Source organism: Parapusillimonas sp. JC17, assembly GCF_052180245.1.
Classification (GTDB): Bacteria; Pseudomonadota; Gammaproteobacteria; order Burkholderiales; family Burkholderiaceae_B; genus Parapusillimonas.
Genome location: NZ_CP197474.1, coordinates 3,864,304 through 3,883,395, shown reverse-complemented (window position 1 = coordinate 3,883,395; position 19,092 = coordinate 3,864,304). Strand labels below are relative to the sequence as shown.

Annotated in this window: 17 protein-coding genes; 13 read left to right on the top strand and 4 right to left on the bottom strand. The window is 55.3% G+C overall.

The genetic code is table 11. The features are described from left to right. Positions 1 to 12: 12 nt before the first annotated feature. The 9 genes from ACSBPU_RS18805 (at position 13) to ACSBPU_RS18765 (ending at position 8,322) form a co-directional block, all read left to right on the top strand. Positions 13 to 219: a hypothetical protein gene (locus ACSBPU_RS18805; protein WP_442593324.1), complete on the top strand. Its 207-nt coding sequence runs from the start codon at positions 13 to 15 to the stop codon at positions 217 to 219. 2 nt (positions 220 to 221) lie between these two features. Beyond that, positions 222 to 1,511 carry a P-type conjugative transfer protein TrbL gene (gene trbL / locus ACSBPU_RS18800; protein ID WP_442593323.1) on the top strand — a complete coding sequence of 430 codons (1,290 nt, stop codon included), beginning with the start codon at positions 222 to 224 and terminating at the stop codon, positions 1,509 to 1,511. Positions 1,512 to 1,523: 12 nt separating this feature from the next. Further along, positions 1,524 to 2,237 (top strand): conjugal transfer protein TrbF, encoded by a 714-nt coding sequence (gene trbF / locus ACSBPU_RS18795; RefSeq protein WP_414597676.1) that lies wholly within the window; start codon positions 1,524 to 1,526, stop codon positions 2,235 to 2,237. Further along, positions 2,234 to 3,208: a P-type conjugative transfer protein TrbG gene (gene trbG, locus ACSBPU_RS18790; RefSeq protein ID WP_442593322.1), complete on the top strand. Its 975-nt coding sequence runs from the start codon at positions 2,234 to 2,236 to the stop codon at positions 3,206 to 3,208. Before trbF ends, trbG begins: the two co-directional genes overlap by 4 nt. Before the next feature lie 11 nt (positions 3,209 to 3,219). Continuing rightward, positions 3,220 to 4,476 carry a TrbI/VirB10 family protein gene (locus ACSBPU_RS18785; protein WP_442593321.1) on the top strand — a complete coding sequence of 419 codons (1,257 nt, stop codon included), beginning with the start codon at positions 3,220 to 3,222 and terminating at the stop codon, positions 4,474 to 4,476. A 4-nt stretch (positions 4,477 to 4,480) separates the two neighbouring features. Continuing rightward, on the top strand, positions 4,481 to 4,690 hold the full coding sequence (locus ACSBPU_RS18780; protein WP_442593320.1) for a DUF2274 domain-containing protein: 210 nt from the start codon (positions 4,481 to 4,483) through the stop codon (positions 4,688 to 4,690). Positions 4,691 to 4,898: 208 nt separating this feature from the next. Then, the gene (locus ACSBPU_RS18775; protein WP_442593319.1) at positions 4,899 to 5,972 is read left to right on the top strand and encodes an ABC-three component system protein; all 1,074 of its coding nucleotides are present in this window, start codon (positions 4,899 to 4,901) and stop codon (positions 5,970 to 5,972) included. Beyond that, positions 5,960 to 6,478, top strand: coding sequence for an ABC-three component system middle component 2 (locus ACSBPU_RS18770; protein WP_442593318.1), 519 nt, complete (start codon positions 5,960 to 5,962; stop codon positions 6,476 to 6,478). Before ACSBPU_RS18775 ends, ACSBPU_RS18770 begins: the two co-directional genes overlap by 13 nt. Beyond that, positions 6,463 to 8,322, top strand: coding sequence for a hypothetical protein (locus tag ACSBPU_RS18765; RefSeq protein ID WP_442593317.1), 1,860 nt, complete (start codon positions 6,463 to 6,465; stop codon positions 8,320 to 8,322). The genes ACSBPU_RS18770 and ACSBPU_RS18765 overlap by 16 nt, the downstream gene beginning before the upstream one ends. Positions 8,323 to 8,646: 324 nt before the next feature. Here the strand turns inward: ACSBPU_RS18765 and ACSBPU_RS18760 are convergent, their stop codons facing one another. The 4 genes from ACSBPU_RS18760 to ACSBPU_RS18745 form a co-directional block, all read right to left on the bottom strand. Continuing rightward, positions 8,647 to 8,856 carry a KTSC domain-containing protein gene (locus ACSBPU_RS18760; RefSeq protein ID WP_442598421.1) on the bottom strand — a complete coding sequence of 70 codons (210 nt, stop codon included), beginning with the start codon at positions 8,854 to 8,856 and terminating at the stop codon, positions 8,647 to 8,649. A 12-nt stretch (positions 8,857 to 8,868) separates the two neighbouring features. Further along, entirely contained in the window at positions 8,869 to 10,662 is a 1,794-nt protein-coding gene (locus ACSBPU_RS18755) for an ATP-binding protein (RefSeq protein WP_442593316.1), read from the bottom strand. 29 nt (positions 10,663 to 10,691) lie between these two features. After that, complete coding sequence (locus tag ACSBPU_RS18750; RefSeq protein WP_442593315.1) at positions 10,692 to 11,954, bottom strand: SIR2 family NAD-dependent protein deacylase; 1,263 nt, start codon at positions 11,952 to 11,954, stop codon at positions 10,692 to 10,694. Positions 11,955 to 12,247: 293 nt separating this feature from the next. After that, the gene (locus ACSBPU_RS18745; RefSeq protein WP_442593314.1) at positions 12,248 to 13,384 is read right to left on the bottom strand and encodes a protein NO VEIN domain-containing protein; all 1,137 of its coding nucleotides are present in this window, start codon (positions 13,382 to 13,384) and stop codon (positions 12,248 to 12,250) included. Between the two features lie 334 nt (positions 13,385 to 13,718). Between ACSBPU_RS18745 and ACSBPU_RS18740 the strand changes: the two genes are divergently transcribed. From ACSBPU_RS18740 to ACSBPU_RS18725, 4 genes are read left to right on the top strand one after another with little or no spacing between them, the layout of a single operon-like run. Then, entirely contained in the window at positions 13,719 to 15,224 is a 1,506-nt protein-coding gene (locus tag ACSBPU_RS18740) for a DNA cytosine methyltransferase (RefSeq protein ID WP_442593313.1), read from the top strand. Further along, positions 15,190 to 16,872: an McrB family protein gene (locus ACSBPU_RS18735; RefSeq protein WP_442593312.1), complete on the top strand. Its 1,683-nt coding sequence runs from the start codon at positions 15,190 to 15,192 to the stop codon at positions 16,870 to 16,872. The genes ACSBPU_RS18740 and ACSBPU_RS18735 overlap by 35 nt, the downstream gene beginning before the upstream one ends. Positions 16,873 to 16,876: 4 nt before the next feature. Continuing rightward, positions 16,877 to 18,529 (top strand): DUF2357 domain-containing protein, encoded by a 1,653-nt coding sequence (locus ACSBPU_RS18730; protein WP_442593311.1) that lies wholly within the window; start codon positions 16,877 to 16,879, stop codon positions 18,527 to 18,529. A gap of 12 nt (positions 18,530 to 18,541) precedes the next feature. Next, a complete protein-coding gene (locus tag ACSBPU_RS18725) occupies positions 18,542 to 18,997 on the top strand; it encodes a very short patch repair endonuclease (protein WP_442593310.1) in 456 nt (151 codons plus the stop codon). The last annotated feature ends 95 nt before the right edge of the window (positions 18,998 to 19,092 follow it).

The window sequence follows — 19,092 nt, the reverse complement described above, 5'->3', positions numbered from 1 at the left end:
AGGAGGCGGGTCATGTGGATGCGATTTTCTGCTGCGCTGGCTTGCTGCTTTGTCCTGTCTGCCTGCGGGGAGCGGGCGCAAGAGACAAGTGCTGCGGATGCCTTGGAGGTCATGCCTGAGGATGTGGCACAGGCGCAGCGTGAGGCCAGGGCCGTACGCGAACATTTTTACGGCGACGGCAAATCCAACTACACCCCGCAACCTGTGGACGGGCTCTGACCATGAACGACCTGGCCATTATCGACAAGTTCACGCAGGTGTTCTCACGCTACATCGACAGCGGCTTTGGGCTGCTGGGCGGTGAGGTTGCGTTTCTGACCGCCACGCTGGTCGTCATCGACATGACGCTGGCAGGCCTGTTGTGGGCGACGGGCGACCAGGACGATGTGATGGGCAAGCTCATCAAGAAGGTGCTGTACGTCGGGGCGTTTGCTTTCATCATCGGCAACTTCAATGCGCTCTCGGCCATCGTGTTCAAGTCTTTTGCCGGTCTTGGGCTGGTTGCCTCTGGCTCGTCACTGTCCATCACTGAGTTCTTGCAGCCTGGGCGCGTGGCGCAGGTTGGCGTGGATACCGGCGCGCCGCTCTTGAAACGCATCGGGGAGTTGTCCGGCATTACCAAGGTCTTTGCGAATCTGGATGTCATCGTCGTGCTGTTCCTGGCATGGATCATCGTGGTGTTCAGCTTTTTGATTCTTGCCATTCAACTGTTCATCACGCTGCTGGAATTCAAGCTCACGACCCTGGCGGGTTTTGTGCTGGTGCCATTTGCCCTGTGGAACAAGACAGCGTTCCTGGCTGAGAAAGTACTGGGCAATGTGGTGGCGTCTGGCATCAAGGTGTTGGTGCTCGCCGTAATCCTGGGCATTAGCACACACGTGTTCAACGATTTCCGTACTGGCATTGGGGCCGAGCCCACGATGGATCAGGCCGTGGCCGTGATGCTGGCATCTCTTGCCATGTTGGGCTTGGGCATCTTCGGGCCGGGTATCGCTACGGGATTGGTATCTGGTGCGCCTCAGCTTGGCGCAGGAGCCGCTGCCGGTACCGCCCTGGGTGTGGCAGGTGTGGCTGCTGCCGGCGTGGCCGGCGCAGGTCTCGCGGCGCGAACAGGCCTTGCTGCCGGACGCGCTGGCCTGGGCGGCGTAAGAGCCGGCGCATCCGTGGCAAAGAGCGCACGCAATGCCTATGTGCAAGGGGCTAGCTTCTCCGGGAAGTCCGGCAAGCAGGCCGTCGCCGCTGGCTTGAAAGAGGTGGCCCGATCAGGAGCGAGTGCGGTAGGAAAGCGCGCCAAGGCTGCTGTTATGGGCGCTGCCGGTGGCGCACGCGCCGGTGCTGCGGCTGGTGGCGCGGCAGTCAGCGCCGGTGCTCAACCGGCGTGGGCCAAACGGGCGCAGTCACGACAGCGAGCAGCGCATGGCGCCACGATGGCCGCGCATGCCGTGCGCTCGGGTGACGGCGGCGGAGGATCGGGCCCCAGTCCCAGCCTGCGTGACGACTCGAATTCTTAAAGGAGACCACTCATGTTGTTTCGACGACCCAGCGTGAAGTACAGCCAGACACCGGAGCCCATCACGCCGTATCAGAAAGCCGGTCAGGTCTGGGATGGCCGTCTGGGCAGCTCGCACGCCCAGACGCGCAACTGGCGATTGATGGCCTTTGCTTGCATTGCCTGGGCCATCGCCATGTCGGCTGCTTATGTCTGGCGAACCTCTCAATCGCTGGTCACGCCCTTTGTGGTGGAAGTGGACACGCTCGGGCAAGTGCGGGCGGTCGGGCCTGCTGAAGCCCCGTACCGGCCGACTGACGCCCAGATCGCTCATCACCTGGCAGGTTTCATGCAGCGTGTGCGAGCCATTTCCCTGGATCCTGTCGTTGTGCGCGACAACTGGCTGGCTGCCTATGACTACACCACGGACAGGGGCGCGGCATTCCTGAACGAGCACGCCCGTGCCAACGACCCCTTTGCCAAGGTGGGCAAGGAAACGGCCACGGTGGAGATCGAGAGCATCGTGCGCGCCAGTGAACGCTCCTTCCAGGTGCAGTGGATGGAGCGCCGCTATGTGAACGGCTCTCTGGCCGGTTCAGAGCGGTGGACGGCGATTCTGACCGTGGTGCTGCAAGCACCTAATACGGAGGCAAAGCTGCGCGCCAACCCCTTGGGCATCTACGTGGACGGCATCAGTTGGAGCCGTCAGTTGTCGTCGAGCCAATCTACAGGAGGAAACACCCCATGAAATCGTTGAGCCTGACGCTGATTGCTTGCGCCGTCCTTGCTGGCTGCGCTTCGCGCGGCACGCCGCCACCGGAAATCTCCCTGGATGAGGTGACTGTGGCGGAAGCCTTTGCGCTGGATGCGCCGCCCACGCCCATCGAGGTGGTAGCCATGCCCGAGCCGCTGCCGTTGCCCGGGCAGTTGAAGGAAATCGACGCCAAACCTGCCAAGGCCGAGCCTGCCAGCCCCACGGCGCGTGTGGCGCAGGCCAACAAGGAAGCCAGGATGGCCCCGACACGCGATGGTTTCATCAACGCCATCCAGGTCTGGCCGTACACGGAAGGCGCGCTGTATCAGGTCTATGCCAGCCCTGGCCGGGTAACCCTTATCCAGTTGCAGCCGGGCGAGCGTTTGATTGATGTGTCTGCTGGCGATACCGTGCGCTGGATCCTGGGCGATTCGATGAGCGGTAGCGGCGCGACACAGCGTCCGAACCTGCAGGTCAAGCCTGTTCGTGCAGGCCTGAAGACCAATCTGGTGGTCACGACCGACCGGCGCATCTACCTGTTGGAACTGACCTCTACAGAATCTGCCTGGATGGCCTCGGTCTCCTGGGACTATCCGCAGGATCGGCTCGACGCCTTGAATGCCCAGGCGCAGGCGGCCCAGCAGGTGACGCCACTGGCTGCAGGCCTGTCTGTCGATCAGTTGCAGTTCCGCTATGACATCACCGGCGATAAACCTGCTTGGAGACCATTGCGAGCCTTTGATGATGGACGTAAGGTCTATATCCAGTTCCCGGCCGGCATCGCTCAGGGCGAGTTGCCGCCCCTGTTCCTGGTAGGGCCGGAAGGCGATCTGCAACTGGTGAATCACCGCTACCAGGCTCCGTACTACATCGTGGACAGGCTATTTGGAGCGGTGGAGCTGCGCTTGGGCGGTGAGCGTCAGCAGGTCGTGCGTATCAGTAGCAATGATGCGAAATCCCGCTGATGGGGGCCGCCATGAGTGAGAACCAGATCGAGCAGGACAGCATGCAGCCCAAGGTCTCTCCCGAGTCCGTGCGGCTGCGCGCCGAACCGCAGCGCGTCACACGCTTGAACCGTCGCACGCTGGCAGTACTGGCTGGCGGCGGAACGCTGCTGGTGATGGGCGCACTGATGTGGTCATTGCAGCCCGTCAAACGTGGGCAAGGTGAGACGGAGGAGCTTTACAACGTTGATCGGATTTCCAGGGCAGAAGGCCTGGAGACCTTGCCGCGTGACTACAGCCAGATCAGATTGACGCCTGAGCCGGTCGAGCCTGTGCCAGTACTGGGCGACCCCTTGCCCGGAGACTTGGGGCGTCCCATTCTGCGTGCGGAGCGTGAAACTGAGGCACGGCTAGCTGGCGGGCCGGATGCAGCAGAAACAGAACGGTTGGCAAGGTTGAAGGAAGCCGAGGAAGCGGCGCGGGCGCCGTTGTTCTACAAGACGACGGATAAAAGCGCCCCGGGTCAGGCTATTGCAGGAACTGCTCCCGGCATGGAAGTGCCGGACTTGGCGCTAAATGCCGCTGGTACAGCGGGCGCAGTGGATGCTGTACCTGCCCAGAACCTCCAGAGCAACAAAGAGGCGTTTGCCCGGTCGGGGCAGCAAAGCAATGCCGCTATGCAAGCGCTGACAGCGCCACGCGCGCCGTACACCCTGATGGCTGGCACCGTTATATCAGCTGCCTTGGTGACGGGCATCAAGTCTGATCTGCCTGGAGAGATCATCGCGAACATCACAGAGCCCGTCTATGACAGCGCGACAGGACAACATGTACTCATCCCGCAGGGCTCGCGCTTGATGGGGCGCTACAACAGCCAGGTCGCCTATGGGCAGAGCCGGGTGCAGGCCGTATGGGATCGCATCGTGCTGCCGGATACCTCATCAGTAACGCTCGACAGCCTGGCGGCAGCAGATCCTGCCGGATTCGCCGGACTGGAGGACGATGTGGACTGGCACTGGGACCGAATCCTGGCGGGCGCGGCGCTGACCACCCTACTTGGTGTGACGGCAGAACTGGCTGCGCCTGATCTGTCAGGCGGTGAAGGAAGAGTGGTCGTGGCGACCAGGGACGGCCTGCACGACAGCATCAATCAGGTCGGGCAGGAGATGACTCGGCGCAACATGAACATCCAGCCCACGCTCACCATTCGGCAGGGAATGCCGGTTCGGGTGATCGTGAACCGTGACATCACGCTGCGGCCCTATCGGCCGCTGTTCATCAATAGGTGAGGGTATGGCGACAAAACTGAGATTAGGGCCGCTGCCTAAGGTGCGGCAGGTGAAGGTGACGGTGCAGATGCCGCAGGCGCTTTTGGATGATTTAGAACGGTATGCGGCGGCTCACAGCCAGGAACATGGGGAAAACGTGGATGCTTTAACGTTGATTCCGTACATGTTGGAGCGGTTTATGGCTAGCGACAGGGGTTTTAAGAAAGTAAAATAAAGTAACTTTGAGTTGATGTGCGTGAGTGATCACCGCCCAAGCTTTGTTGAGAAAACGGTTTTCTGTGCATTAGAAGTGAGGAACCACGTTTAGCGGTAGAAAATAGTTAGTCGAAGCTATACGGGAGCCTTTGTGTTTGGATAGGTTTCATATACTTTGGGCGCATGAGATCTGTAATGGGATGTAGAGAACGCAGTAACTAAATAATATGACAACGTCAACGACCACTTCACGAAAGCCAAGGAAGAACCGTTTTGAGGTGAAACGTGGGGTGGTGCCCCCATCCTCGCTAGTTCTCCATTTTTCCCCGGATCAGTGGGAGAAGTTTATTGAGGAGGCGTGTCGTCAGCGCACTTCGCCTAATGGTGCTTTGTATTCTGTTGTGAAACAACTTGGAGGGGCCGGTGACGGTGGTCGTGATATTGAAGCACGACTCGTTACAGCGTTGTCTGAGGGCCAGTGGGATCTTTACCAAGCAAAACATTACAGCACTCGTCTCAGCCCATCTGAATTCTTTCCGGAGTTGGCTAAATTCTTCCTCCAACTAGTCGCTGGTACGTATCCCCCGCCACGTAATTATCTTCTATGCGCGCCCCGAGGTGTTGGTAATGACTTGCATAATCTGCTTAGCAAGCCGGTGGAGTTCAAGGCCCGCTTTCTCAGGGATTGGATGGCAGGCAAGACGGGGCTTCAGGGGCGCAGTGATGAACTTACTAAACCAGTGCAAGACCTCGTTGCTGCGTACGATTTCTCAAAAATTATCGAATGCCAGTTGCGCGACTTACTAGCGTGGCATGAGCTTAATCGGAAAGAGCATTTCGAACTGTTCGGAATAGAGGCGGAGCGTGGTGATGACCCTTCGGCTCCTGATATTCCGACAATGGTAGAGCTTGCATACATTGAAGAACTCCGTCGACTTTATGAGGAACATGCTGGACGGCCGATAACTCTTCAGCAAGTGCTCCAAGAGCAGAGTTATAACGAACACTTGCAGGGACATAGGGCACTTTTCTACTGTGCAGAGGGGCTGAAGATGTTTAGTCGAGACCTCTATGGTGAAGATGAGTTCAACACTTTGCTCGAAATGGTGCTTATTGGGGTCCGTTCAAGCGTTAATAGTCTCAAACACAAGACCGGAGAAGAACGCTTGGGTGCTGGTATTTATATGGCGACAAGTCTCAAAATTAACGATAGTGTTTTGGCGCCAAGGTTGCGAGCGGGAGATTTGCCTGGAACTTGTCATCATCTGGCTAATGAAGGGAAGCTGAAATGGGTAAAGTGAAACGCAATAAAAGGCGTACATTACCCGTGTTCAACTCACCATTTGAGTTGGGGATTCGAATGGTTTATTTGCTTAGGTCTTTGGCTCCGCATGGTGCAGACTTGCAGAAGCTCGTTCTTTTGGACTATGCCGTCGTATATTCTGCCGACCTGAAAGGCCCGAGCAGTTTGCATACCCCAATTCCATTTCGGGGAGCAGAGCTTCTGAGTCGAAGAGAGCTTATCGAACAAGGGCTTTATCTGATGAGTACTCGCGGTCTGGTAACCGCATCTTGGGATAAAGATGGCATCACGTACCATGCAGGAGAAGCGTCTAGGTTCATGGTGTCTGCGTTGACTTCAGATTATTTGAGAAAACTAGAAGCCCGATGTGACTGGGTTGCAGATAATTTTGGAAGCGCCAGTTCCGCAGATCTGGCTGGAAAGTTTGCAGAAAACGGCCACCTTTGGGGCGCAGAACTAGAGACTACGGCAACTAGTGTGGAGGTTTCGTGGCAATTGTCCTAAAGCGACTAAAGTCCGTTGGGTCGGATCGAGAAGATGCAGTTATCGAATTTGACGTAAAGAGGTCGCTCATCCGAGGCCCCAGCGACACGGGGAAATCATATATTCGGGATTGCCTGTGGTACCTGCTTGGTGGGGAAAAGCTCCCAAAGAAGTTTCCACTTGCAGAAGGATATCAAGAACTACAACTGCGGTTTGAGAGCGACAGCTTTGAGTATGAGGTGCGTCGCGCCTTAATCGGCGGCCAGTCGACGGTATACGGCCGGGCAGTTGGAAGAGTACAAGACCAAGCCTTTGAACCTGTTGAGAAAGATCTTGGTGAGCTATTGGTGGAGCTTAGCGGTGCCACCGGGAAGCAAATTATTCGGTCATTGAGCGAGAGAGGCCCTGTGACTGGAGATGATGTCAGACATTGGTCTTTGTGGTCACAAACAGCCATGCTGAGCGAGGAACCGACTAGTGGTAACGGCTTTGCGGCGCCCAAGAGGACAGCTTCGTTCAGTTTGTTCCTTACTGGTGTAGACGACGCTGCAGTAGTGCTTCGAAAGAAGCCGTCAGAGGTGGAGCGAATAAAGGGTCAGCTGTCGTCGGCAGAGGACGCGCTTAAGCGCGTGCAGGCTGGGATCCCGAATGACATTGAGCGAAATGACGTCTCCGATGCTCTTGATAAGGTTGATGAAGTATTGATGGCGATGTCGGCTCAGTATGACCAAAGAGCAGCTCAGTTGCGGAAATTGCGATGTGAGATTGCTGATGCTTCAGACGGACTTTCTAGAGCTACAAATGCCAGGAATCATGCGAAATCGATGATTGGCCGATTCGAACTTCTACAGCAGAAATACTCGAATGATCTGGATCGGCTTGGCGCAGCTAACGAAGGAGTTGCGTTCTTCGAGGAGCTTCCATCCATACCGTGCCCGCTTTGCAGGACGCCAACTGATGTACAGGCGGAAGGTCAAATCTTGCGACCTGAGAGTGCGGGACTTTACCGGGCTGCTATTAATGCTGAGGCGGAAAAGATTCGAGCTCTTCGAGCTGGGCTTTTGGTTGCCCTGGAAGGCGAGCGGCGGCGTCTGAGCTCTTGGCAGGAATCGGTGGATCAGTACAGTGAGCAGCTTTCTGTGCTCCAGAATCAAGAGGCGTTAGTAGTGCAAAGCGCACGCATAGAGTTCTCAGCAGATCCCAAGCAACTTGCGATCCGTCGAAGTGAGCTCTCGGCCCAAATTTTAATATTCGACGAAATCGAGCGTCTTCATGCAGAAATTGAGCGATTGAAAAAGCTGAAGCTTCGTCCGAAGACTCAAGTGGTCCGTGAAGGCGGAGTCTCAGGAAGGGCAGTGGCAGACGCTGCTCGGGGTTATCTAGAACTCTGGGGCTTTACGGACATAGAAAACATCGCACTTGACGCAAAAGAGTGTGACTTGGTCGTTAACGACCGAGCTCGCCTCAGTTTCGGTGCTGGACGTCGCGCACTATATCTTTCTGCACTTGTTATTGCCCTTATGGAGCATGCGCTGAGAGAAGGGCATCCGCATCTTGGTGTCGTCGTGATTGATTCACCGCTGAAAGCTTACGCCGACCCAGACTCAAATGAGCAGCACGATGTTGCGGTGACAACCGTTACTGAGAAGTTTTATAGCTGGCTGGCTGAGTTTTCTGGTCTTGGTCAGATTGTCGTCTTAGAAAACGAGCGCATTTCAGCCGATACGGCTGAAATTCTGGGGCCAATTGAGTTTACTGGTGTAGTTGGAGTTGGGCGCCCTGGGTTCTACCCTCATCGAGTAATAGCTCCGTCTTCTTCATCGCAGGCCTCAGCAATTAAGGAAAAAGATAGGCCTGAGGACTGACGAATGTGGCCTCTAGAAGGGGGCTAAATCTAATGTTTACCTTAAGCGTCAGGGTTAATGAAGCAAAAGAAGAAAAGCCGTTCCCGCAATCGCAGGAACGGCTTTCTCTAGTGGTTGGTGCCGGGGCCGGAATCACATGAGGGCCGTAAAGCCAGTGTTTATGAGGGTTTCAGGGTTTTCTTGATTTTAAGGGTACACAGTGGGGGACTATCAATGTAATCGTTGCATGGAAGAGACGTTCGAAGTGCAAACCAACCCCGTGCGTGTCAATGCTAATACTTGGGGCGTCGTTCGATGTAAATCTTGCACGACTATTGTCCGTTGTCATCCCACCCTGGAATAAGGAAATGCAGGTCGGATGTAGGCGCTAAAGAATTGTCCTTTTGAAGGGGCGCTAATGAGTTGCTCATATACTCCTTGGGAGACGTTGTAGAACTGATAAATAGTACCGTTATGGAACTCAATTTCTAAAGTTTCAGAAGCGTCGTCATATCCTATGGAGGCTATGTTCGATGAGGCTACGGATTCTCGCATCATGTTTTCCCCTTATGTGTCAGTGTCCGTTACTGGCGAGCGTTTAATGGACAGATTGTTAACCACGGCAGTGGTACTCTGACTTCTCCATGAGGTCACGACCCTGTCATAACCTTCAGATTTTCTTCGCGTCGCCCACGCCTGAGTTACTTGTGGATCTGAACTCTGTGGGAGATGCTGCTCACCAGGTAACGTTATCCGACAACGGACAGGTAATCTGGCCGCTTCGCCTGTAATAATGGCCTCTCCCGTCCGCAGTACCGGCAATAAGTCCATTAGTCCAGCTAAATTATCTGGGAGGGTTCCTTTAACACGGTTGCGATCTACAGGATTGGAAAGGCGCAATGCGATAACTGTTCCGCATTGTGAAAGCACCGTTTCATCGACCTCTGCTGGACGCTGAGAGACAATCATGGCTCCTACGCCATACTTGCGTCCTTCTTTGGCGATGCGTTTGACCATTTCTATTGCATCCGTGCCAGCATCTGGTCCGAGATATCGATGAGCTTCTTCCATGACGATCATTAGGGGGCGTTGCACACCTCCCTCTGATTTCTCCCGGCTCCAGAATAAAGCCTCGTAGACTACTCTCAGGATAGCGCCAATCAGCCTGGTAAGGACTGTACTGGGAACACCTGAAAGATCTAGAATTGTGATTTGGCGATCATGACCCAACCATCCCTGCAGCAGACTATCCAAGTCTAATTGGATTTTTCCATCCAATTCAGGCTCCCATGGACCAGGATGAAGGGCAAAATCGTAGCGCCGATCTAATAATCGTGAACGAAGCAGGTTTAATGGTCGTCGTATTCCTTTTGCTGCATTGTTCATGAATGGTCCGGCCGAGCCCATTGCATGCGGTGTGTATTTTGGAGGGGTGAGGGCGTTGGCATCTCCTTCGTGTTCGAGTGCTGGCACATCTCGCTGGGCCCCCGTAAACGTGGCTGTCTCGAAATCGATCAATTCGTACCAAAGACGCTTCAAATTGAAAGGAACGGGACTATCCACTGTCAAAGATTTTGGATCTAAGCCAGGAAGTGGATGCGCTGCTAGGCTATTCGCCTTTAATTCCAGAATTTTATCTGCAAAGGCGAGCTCGTGAGCATCGGAAAGCCCACCCACTGCGAACTCTAATAGCTCTTTCGCTTGTAAGGCCCAGAAAGGTACGAATAACGGGCTTTCTCCTGGCGACGGTGTAGCACTATAGACCCGAGCTAAATCTCCAAGTGCATCGGTATACTCGCCATGAATATCTAGCATAAGAATTCGTGCGGCTGGCGATCCAGTTGGTTTCCCTTTCCGAATGATGGAGCGAAGAAGGCTGGCGACAGTAGTGGATTTTCCCGATCCTGTTGAGCCAAGTATGGCGGAGTGACGTGTTACTAGTGCATCTAAGGATAGCCGAACGGTAACGTTCTCAGCACTTGCAAGACTTCCAATTACCACTTGGTCGTCACCACCAGAGCCATATATGCGACGTAAGTCCGACTCGGTCACCAGATGTACGGAGTCATTGATATTGGGGTGTTGGCTCAACCCTCGTTCAAATACTCCACCTATCGCCTCGCCAGCGAGTTGTACCTTCATCCAGCGGCCTGAGTCTACGCCCTCAGCAGCGGCGGTATCCGGCGCCGCTGTCGCTCCGACCTCAGAAACAATTCCGAATAGATCTTGATAGCCTTGAGGAATTCGAATGAAACTTCCCACCTGCCCGACCCGGTAAGTATGTCCATTTATGACGGCGAGACCAGAATCTAAGGATTCAGCCAGTTTGATAGTGAGGGTGGCACCAGCGACAGCGCTCACGACGCCTAGAAACGTAGGGTCATTTCCAGTCATATGTCCCCGGTATCGTTTTGGTTAGAAGCGATAGTGGGATCTGACGGCTCTGTTATTTCCTCAATGTCATTTGGGTTGTTGGTAGGCAGCACTGAACTTGCAAGATCAGTGGCCTGAGCCAAGGCACAGAAACGGGCAAATGCCATGAAATCGCCTAAGAGGAATACGGCGGGCTGGTCCGGCCACCTTGGTGCCCAAAAGCTTCTCCGGATACTACCCCAATTCTTTGGTAGTTCGCCGGGTACCCACTTGCCATGTACGCCACCGATCACTGCTCCATCGGACGCATAAACGCTCAAGTTAGGGCGTGCGTCTGCAAGCTTGACGGCTGGCCCTTCATTTTCGAGGCTTTGATATTGGAAGGCGAGAACCGCGCTGTTGGCATTCATTGCCAGGCTCTCGTCCAATACGGCACATATATGAGCATCGCGGAACGAAAACCCGATCGCCAGTAGGAGCGAATCGGGAGTTAGCAAAAAATTCTTCAACCGCTCGAATAGTGCGGAGTAGGGTTGTTTTTGTGTGAGGTCGTACTTTAAATGGTCCGGATAAACAAGCTCCGTTGCTTTTTTTCCTTTGCCTCTGACCACGGTACCCTCTTCAATTCCCCACCCAATGGAGCCGTGAAGTTTCCATAGTTTTGCCCAACGAGGAGGTAGATCATCGCTAGCCACAGATACTGGGTCAAAAAATGGAGCATTACCACCTGAGAATCCATCAAAATAAGGGAGTCTTGCGCGTTCAAATGCTTCTTCAAACAGGAGGTCATAGTTGGTGGTGAACACTTCTACGGAGTGTGTTCTGATCGCGCCACCTATCCATGCAACTAACTCGGAATATGCATTGCGTTGTGTTGGTAAAGCGGCACCAACTACAGCACCTATTTGAGCGCAGATAGTTTCAGCAAGGCCCTTAAATCCATCGCTATCGAGTCCATGAACTTGAACTCCGCCTAATGCCTGATGCAGCAAACGGATCCGCGAGAGTATCGATTCAATATTCGCTTCTGCGCCAAGTTCCTGTTTGATGGCGTTCATGGCCGGTGAGTGAGTGTCTGTCAGGTTGGCAGTTGCTAACTCTGTCAGTTCATTTACGCCCGGGATAAGTGGCTTTCCGTTTGGGTCCAAATTCCCTTCATCATTGACTCGTACCGCTAATGGTGCACCGGCACCTACAAGCAATCCTACCCGTTTTCGTCCTTGTGAGAGCACCTGACGAAGGTCTGACATGAAGCGGTCAGGGTTGTGAAAGGTCTCCATACGCGATCGCCCTTGAGATAAATAACTTGCCCTAATGGGGCCGCCCTAGATAAGTCGTCCATGGGTTAACTCGTTGGCTAGCATACGAAGTCTAACAAATAGATACGAAAAAGTAATGGTGGACTTTTCATAAGGACTCCGCCGTTCCAAGTTCATGTTCTGTGCCTCCTTGCAACTACAGTGTTTGGAGTCTTTCTCTTAAAAGGGTTCAGCTGACGGGTGCACGCGATTGGCATTATTGACCGTGGCTGGAGGTAACGGTGTCGTCATATAATGGTAAGGTTGGGATGGGCTCATATGTGCTGGCGTTGGACAGCATCCTCCTCATATGAGCTTGCGAGAAAAAGCTCCTCTGTATCAAAGTTCAGGACACTAGGCCTGACGGAAATGCCGTCCGCCGTGACACCCGAGGGAAGAGCGCTCAGTTGGTCCAGGATGTCTCGTAGCTGTGGACCGATGTCGCGTGCAATCCGCATTTTTGCGGTGTCATCTGTCACCTCGTACAGACGATAGATGTCGTAGGGTTCGGGGCCGTGAACGGCCCGCTGTACCTCTCCGAGCGAAAGGTGCAGCGGATTGGTAAATGCTCCGCTGGTACTTTTCGCGTCAATGGCACGGGTTTCACCAGGAGTTGGACTCACCTGGAAGTCAAATGGAGCAACGGCATTGATACTGGCGGTCCATTCGAATTCGCTGATCCGGCCTTGAGAACGTTCATAGTCCAGATAGGTATTCAGCAGGTTCTCTCCTGTAACGCCAGTCTGCTCTGCGGCTTGCCGGGAACGGATGAAATCTTCGGGGGTGATGCCACGGCCTCCCGAGCGCCTGTTGATGGCTGCGGTACCGGTGGCGCCGCCCAACGCTGCATCCTCGAGGGCGTCGCTCTCAATCCAACCATTAAGTGGATGCCCGGCCGGAGGTGCCGCTGCCGCCAGAACGTCTGCAATGATGGTTTCCTGCAGTAGCCACATAGAGCCTGAGGGGTATCTGCGGGCAAGCTCCCGGTGTATCGCCGTATCTGCGGCAACACCGCTCGCCACGAAGTTGATTTTCACTGCTTCCGGTTTGTCATTGCCCGAGAACTCGAACAATGCGAAGTCTCCCGGAGAGAGTATGTTGTAACGTTCCGGGTCGTCGTCAGGGTTATCAATCTGCTCGCCATTCAGACGCCAGTTCTTCTGCTGTTTCAGAATCTTCCGCGCCAGCGTGTATGGCTGTACAAGGCCAGGCCCGAAAAGGTGAAGGGTGAGAAGATAGATGGGATTTCGTAATGTAGATGGCCTGCCCAGTTCCGGATACATTGCTCCAGTCAGAATCCGGGCGTCCAGATTGAATGCTTTCTGGTTTCCCGCTGGCTGATACTGAAAATGCCACTTGAAAAATGTCAGATCTGATGCGGTCAGACGTTTCAATGCCAGTTTGCGGGGCATGCAGGTTCCTTCTTTCTTTTGGTTACTTTTTGCGTTGCCTGCAGGTTACCACAACGATGGTGCAGTGGTATGCATAGTGGTGCATAATGACACCATTTCCCTCCAACTGATGGACGAGATATGGCCAGAAGTCCGATCACTCCTGACCGGAAAACTGTAAGAACCTCTGTGATGCTCCCGGAAGGGGCGCACCTGCGCGTCCAGGCACTTGCTGATGCAAACCATGTATCCGCCGCCTGGATTATCCGTACGGCGGTGCAGCGATTTCTGGATGAGCATCAGGGGCAGCTTGAGCTTCCCTTGCGCCTGTCTTCCCGAGAAGGATCTGACTTAGATGAGTAATGACGTCATTTTTCGTAAGCTGGCGCGCCTGAGGGCTGGGGCCAAACCCCGGGTGTTGGACCTGTTTGCTGGTTGTGGCGGCATCTCCCTGGGCTTTGAAGCTGCCGGCTTTGAGATAGGCGGCGCGGTCGAGTTCGACCCCGAAGCAGCGAGGTCTCATGGCCTCAATTTCCATAATGGTGCTGAGTCGCACAGTCAGGCGATCGACATTACGAAGACGACGCCTGCCGAGTTATGCGAGCAGCTTGGTCTGGGAAGCGTGGCAGAGGCGTTTGATGTGGTCGTCGGTGGTCCGCCTTGTCAGGCTTTTGCCCGAGTGGGCCGGTCAAAGCTGCGTGAAATTGAGGAGCATCCGGAAGCTTTCATCCATGATCCGCGGGCTCAGCTCTACAAAAAATACCTTGAGTATGTCGACGCTTTCCAGCCGCTGGCTGTGCTCATGGAGAATGTGCCGGATATCCTGAACCATGGTGGTCATAACGTTGCAGAGGAAACCTGCGAAGTTCTGGAGGGTAAGGGCTATCGCTGTGGCTATACGCTGCTGAACGCGGCTTTCTACGGCGTACCGCAGATGAGGGAGAGGATGTTCCTCATCGCCTACCGCAACGAGCTGGCCACTGACGTGTCATTTCCCTCACCGACGAACTGGCTTGTACTGCCTCCTGGCTACGAGGGCTCCCGGTCGGTCGCGCTGAAAACATTGCGCAGTCTTGAATGCGAGGCACACTCCTATATCGCTCCTCCTGCTGCCAGCGAGGATCTTCCGAAGGCGGTGACGGCTGAAGATGCTTTAGGGGACCTGCCGGCTATCAATGCCCGGGAGCTGCTCGCGGCGGGCAAGATTGCGCGGGGTGCACGCCGTTTTGATACGCCAGTCAGTTACGGTCGCAGAAAAACCTCTGCTTATGCAGAACTGATGCGTAACTGGCCGGGCCATGAGGCACCTGCAGACGGAATAACCGACCATGTGATCCGGTATCTTCCCCGGGACTATGAACTGTTTGCGCGGATGAATCCTGGCGACCAGTATCCTCAGGCGTATGTACACGCTGTAGCCATGTTTGAAGAGAAGCTGGCCTCGGCCAGAGCACAGGGAGAAAAGATTCCTGAGGGCTCTGCAAAGTACAAGGCGCTCTGGGCGTCTATTGTGCCTCCCTATGACGCAAGCAAATTTCCGAATAAGTGGCGCAAAATGTGGCGTGACCAGCCGGCACGGACACTAATGGCGCACCTGGGTAAAGATGGCTACAGCCATATTCATTACGACAGCAAACAGGCGCGCACGATATCGGTGCGTGAAGCGGCACGCCTGCAATCATTTCCGGATGGTTTCCGCTTCAGCGGCACCATGAATCCTGCCTTCAAGCAGATTGGTAATGCTGTGCCACCCTTGCTGGCTAAGGCGCTTGCTGTGCATATGATGCAGACGCTTAAAGTGGCAGTGACTGAAAAGGAGGCGGCCGATGAGCCTTGTCGAACGGCAGCGGCAGTTTCTTGAGGCGGCACAGCGGCATTTCGGAACGTCGAGGGTCGTCCGGCCCCGTGAGTTGTTCGGAGTGTCCAATAGCGCGAAGATTGTTGAAGGCGGTATCCAGCTTGGCGTGGTGAACCTGGACAATGTGAGGGGCGACATTGAGGCGATGATCTTTGGTTGCGTGCTACGCTTCCCGCCCGAGGATGAGGTCTATTTTGCGGTATTGGTACGCAATGACAAGGCGAACTTTCTGCAGCGTCTTGCTGATATGAAACGTCTGGGGGCGGCAACAAGAAGCGATGGTGCCGACGCGTCTGCATTTTCCCTGGAAGCGTCCGGTGGTGATGACGACTCTTCCGAGACTCCAGGAGCCACCATCAGATACAGCGCCCGGAATAATCTGGTGCCGATCTATCTGGCGCAGGACGGGCGGTTGTGGTTACGGAATGCTAAGTTCTGGGATAGTCTTGCCTTTGATCTGACACCTTTCGGTCCGAGTACTGAGCCGGATGAAATCGTAGTCGCATTGCATCCCCCCACCGCATCAGCCAGGCGCAGTCTGCTCGCCCGTGAGTTCATTGGCTGGCTCGGTACGCTTGTGGGTCGTGAGAAAATCCACGAACTGCCGGTCTGGACTGATACGGCGACGCTGAGCCCTGACATGTGCCGCATGCCTGCGATGATTCCGGTCGAGCAGATTGAGGCGGCCGTCAGTGCGCTGGGTGGCCACTACCCCAATGGAGAAGTGCGTCGGTTTCACGCTGCGCTGAACTTTCTGGATCACAAGCATTTCGTGATTCTTTCGGGCCTGTCAGGAACAGGCAAGACACAGCTGGCGCTGAAGTATGCCCGGGCAGTACATGGCCTGACTTCCGACACTGACGCTGATCCGTTGATTTTTGAGTGTCCGGTGCGTCCTGAATGGACGGATCCGTCCAGCCTGACAGGCTATTACGACGTATTGACTAACCGATATGTTGTGCCGACATTTCTGGAAGCGGTGCTGGTGGCGACAGCGCACAGGAGCTCGCCCGTCTTTGTGGTGTTGGATGAAATGAATCTGGCACGGGTGGAATACTACCTCTCGGATGTGCTATCTGCCATCGAGTCCAGAGGGGCGCTGCAACTGCATTCCAACAGCGTTCCGCTGGAAGGCACAACTGGCACCAGCGTCCGAGCAGAGATCCGGTTACCGCACAATCTTTTTATTATCGGCACGATTAACATCGATGAAACGACCAATCCGGTCAGCGATAAAGTGCTGGACCGGGCGTCGGTGATTGAGATGTCCACGGTGGATATACCCGGTTTCCTGGGTTCGCTGGAAGCGCGTTATCCAGAGCTGGCTGCTGCCCGTGCCGTGTCCGAGCCGAAGCTGACTGAGGTTCACGGGTTTATGCAGCAGCATGGTCTTGGGTTCGGCTACCGTCTGATTGAGGAGTTTGTGCGTTATCACGCCTTTGATGCACAGCATCTCAGAAATGCGCCTGATGAAGTGACCGATCAGCTGCTGGTGCAGAAGGTGCTGGTCAAACTGCGTGGCTCGGAACGCCAGCGATCTTTACTTAACAGTCTGGACCAGAGTTGCGAAGGCCTGCCACGCGCGCAAGCCTTCATCCGCGGACTCCTCAATGATCTGGACGAATTCGGGTCTTTTCAGGCAATGAGGTAAATGCGTGACCGCACTATATATCCTGCGCGAAAATGGCGGATCTGCCTGGCAGGTCTGGCCGGTGCAGGATGAAATCCCGGCCGGGGAAGTGCGCGAAGCCGTTTCTTATCTGTTTGAACTGCGCGACTGCGATGGTGCCCTTGATGCGGACCTGTCTATTGATGATATTCCGGTGGAGGCGTTGCGGTCGCGCCAGCCCCGGGTAGCGCGCTGGCGTTGGACGCCCGGCTTTCACGCAGGTGTTTCTGAAGCGGTACTGCGTATTCCGGGTACCGGGATACGCCGCTTTGAGATCACCACCGATCCGGACCTGCGCAAACTGACGCGGGCCGACTTCGACACCATGGTACGGGAGGTGCTCGAAGATACCTTCGCCCTGTTTTCACTCAGCGCATTTCGCAAAGGCATCGCCCGGCAACCCGGTAACCGGCCGCCACCGCTGGCACGGCTGGAATTTCTGCGTTCGCGTGCGGATGAGATTATGCAGACAGTCTCCGCGATCAACCGATCGCCGCGTCATTTCCTGCGAGCCACAGAAGTCACAGTACCTCTGCACAGAGCCGTGCGGGCGACCGGTCCTGAAATTATCAAATCGTTCAGGACTGGCCGGGTAAGAACCGAGATGAGTACGCCTTCCAGGTTGCCGACGGCGCTCGGGGGACGTCTGCCTGCGCAGATCACCTTGCGGCAGCGCCAGAACAGTGTGGATATTCCGGAGCACCGGCAGATCAAAGGCTGCCTGAGAGCGTGGGCTGCCTGGTTGTCTGGTGTCGCGGAGCTGCTTGCAAAGGCAGACAAGGGAGACGATCCGGAGGTCCGTACCACCACCGGAGGCTGGGCGCAGCGCGCGCGACGTATCGCCCGTGCGTTCAACGACGCAACCAACACAGGCTTCATGGCCGAGGTCAGTGACAGCCCGGCGACGTTGCAGATGTCTTCGCTGTTTCGTAATGATCCGGTCTATCACCGCTTCTACCGGCTCTGGCAGGATATGAATCTTGGACTGGCGGCGTTGTTTGGTGATTTCCTGCAGATGCCACTGGCCCGGACCTACGAGCTCTATGAGTTGTGGTGCTTTCTGCGGCTGCTGCGCGCTGCTGTGCAGGAGTACAACCCGGCCGAAGCGGAGCTTGGTAATCTGTTCATTGCCAACGCAGCGGGTGGGGTGACGATTGCAGCAGGCTCCGTCATTGTGCCGGTGGGGACAGACAAGCTGCTCTGCTTTCAGCGGCAATACCGGGAATACTGGGTTGAACCGGAGGGTGAAGGCAGTTTCAGTCGTACGATGGTTCCTGATATCGTGTTTGCGGAAAAGAAGACCGGCAGCACTACGCGGCGGGTGATCGTGCTTGATGCGAAGTACCGCATCAACGACGGCTTGAATGAGGCGCTAAATTCGATCCACACCTATCGGGATGCGCTGGTTCAGGAAGTGCAGAACGGCCAGATGGAAGGCATCGTTACCGCTGCCTATCTACTCACGCCGCACGTGCCGGTTCTGGGGGCAGAGTTCCAGAAGACGGTCATGCCGGGACGTCTGTTTCATCCGAAATACCGTAAACAGTTCCGCTTTGGTGCACTAACGCTACGGCCCGGCATGAGCGCAGACGATCTGCAGGCAGGCTTGCGGACTATTGTTGAAGACGCTGCAGCGTAGGAAAGCATATATATGGTTGACGTCCTGACCGAAGCGCAGCGTCAGCTCAATATGAGCCGCATTCGTGGACGTGATACCAAACCTGAAATGCTGATCCGGCGGGGGTTGCATGCACGGGGCTTTCGTTACCGGTTGCAGGACCGTAGTCTTCCGGGGCGGCCGGATCTCGTGTTTCCCCGATATAAGACTGTCATTCTGGTGCATGGCTGTTTCTGGCATGGACATGACTGCCCGATGTTTCGTCTGCCTGCAACACGTAGCGAGTTCTGGGCGGAAAAGATCGTTGCTAATCAGCGTCGCGATACCATAGCGCATGAAGCGCTGCTTTCATTGGGCTGGCGTGTGCTCACCATCTGGGAGTGCTGTTTAAGGGGGAAGGGGCGCATACCGATCAACAAAGTGTTGGATATCTGCGTCAACTTCTTACAGGAGGGAGAGACAGCGAAGACGCTGTCGGGGATGCGGTAAAGGGTTGTAGTGGGAGCTTGAAATCAGCTCACAACATTATCACAATGAAACAAGATATGATTTGGAGTAAGTGCGAGGCGACGTTAGGCTAGTCA

What these genes read in the sequence shown, in the direction of transcription:
- ACSBPU_RS18805 (WP_442593324.1), top strand. Translation starts at nt 13, where the DNA reads ATGTGGATGCGATTTTCTGCTGCGCTGGCTTGCTGCTTTGTCCTGTCT.
- trbL (WP_442593323.1), top strand. Translation starts at nt 222, where the DNA reads ATGAACGACCTGGCCATTATCGACAAGTTCACGCAGGTGTTCTCACGC.
- trbF (WP_414597676.1), top strand. Translation starts at nt 1,524, where the DNA reads ATGTTGTTTCGACGACCCAGCGTGAAGTACAGCCAGACACCGGAGCCC.
- trbG (WP_442593322.1), top strand. Translation starts at nt 2,234, where the DNA reads ATGAAATCGTTGAGCCTGACGCTGATTGCTTGCGCCGTCCTTGCTGGC.
- ACSBPU_RS18785 (WP_442593321.1), top strand. Translation starts at nt 3,220, where the DNA reads ATGAGTGAGAACCAGATCGAGCAGGACAGCATGCAGCCCAAGGTCTCT.
- ACSBPU_RS18780 (WP_442593320.1), top strand. Translation starts at nt 4,481, where the DNA reads ATGGCGACAAAACTGAGATTAGGGCCGCTGCCTAAGGTGCGGCAGGTG.
- ACSBPU_RS18775 (WP_442593319.1), top strand. Translation starts at nt 4,899, where the DNA reads ATGACAACGTCAACGACCACTTCACGAAAGCCAAGGAAGAACCGTTTT.
- ACSBPU_RS18770 (WP_442593318.1), top strand. Translation starts at nt 5,960, where the DNA reads ATGGGTAAAGTGAAACGCAATAAAAGGCGTACATTACCCGTGTTCAAC.
- ACSBPU_RS18760 (WP_442598421.1), bottom strand. Translation starts at nt 8,856, where the DNA reads ATGCGAGAATCCGTAGCCTCATCGAACATAGCCTCCATAGGATATGAC.
- ACSBPU_RS18750 (WP_442593315.1), bottom strand. Translation starts at nt 11,954, where the DNA reads ATGGAGACCTTTCACAACCCTGACCGCTTCATGTCAGACCTTCGTCAG.
- ACSBPU_RS18745 (WP_442593314.1), bottom strand. Translation starts at nt 13,384, where the DNA reads ATGCCCCGCAAACTGGCATTGAAACGTCTGACCGCATCAGATCTGACA.
- ACSBPU_RS18740 (WP_442593313.1), top strand. Translation starts at nt 13,719, where the DNA reads ATGAGTAATGACGTCATTTTTCGTAAGCTGGCGCGCCTGAGGGCTGGG.
- ACSBPU_RS18735 (WP_442593312.1), top strand. Translation starts at nt 15,190, where the DNA reads ATGAGCCTTGTCGAACGGCAGCGGCAGTTTCTTGAGGCGGCACAGCGG.
- ACSBPU_RS18725 (WP_442593310.1), top strand. Translation starts at nt 18,542, where the DNA reads ATGGTTGACGTCCTGACCGAAGCGCAGCGTCAGCTCAATATGAGCCGC.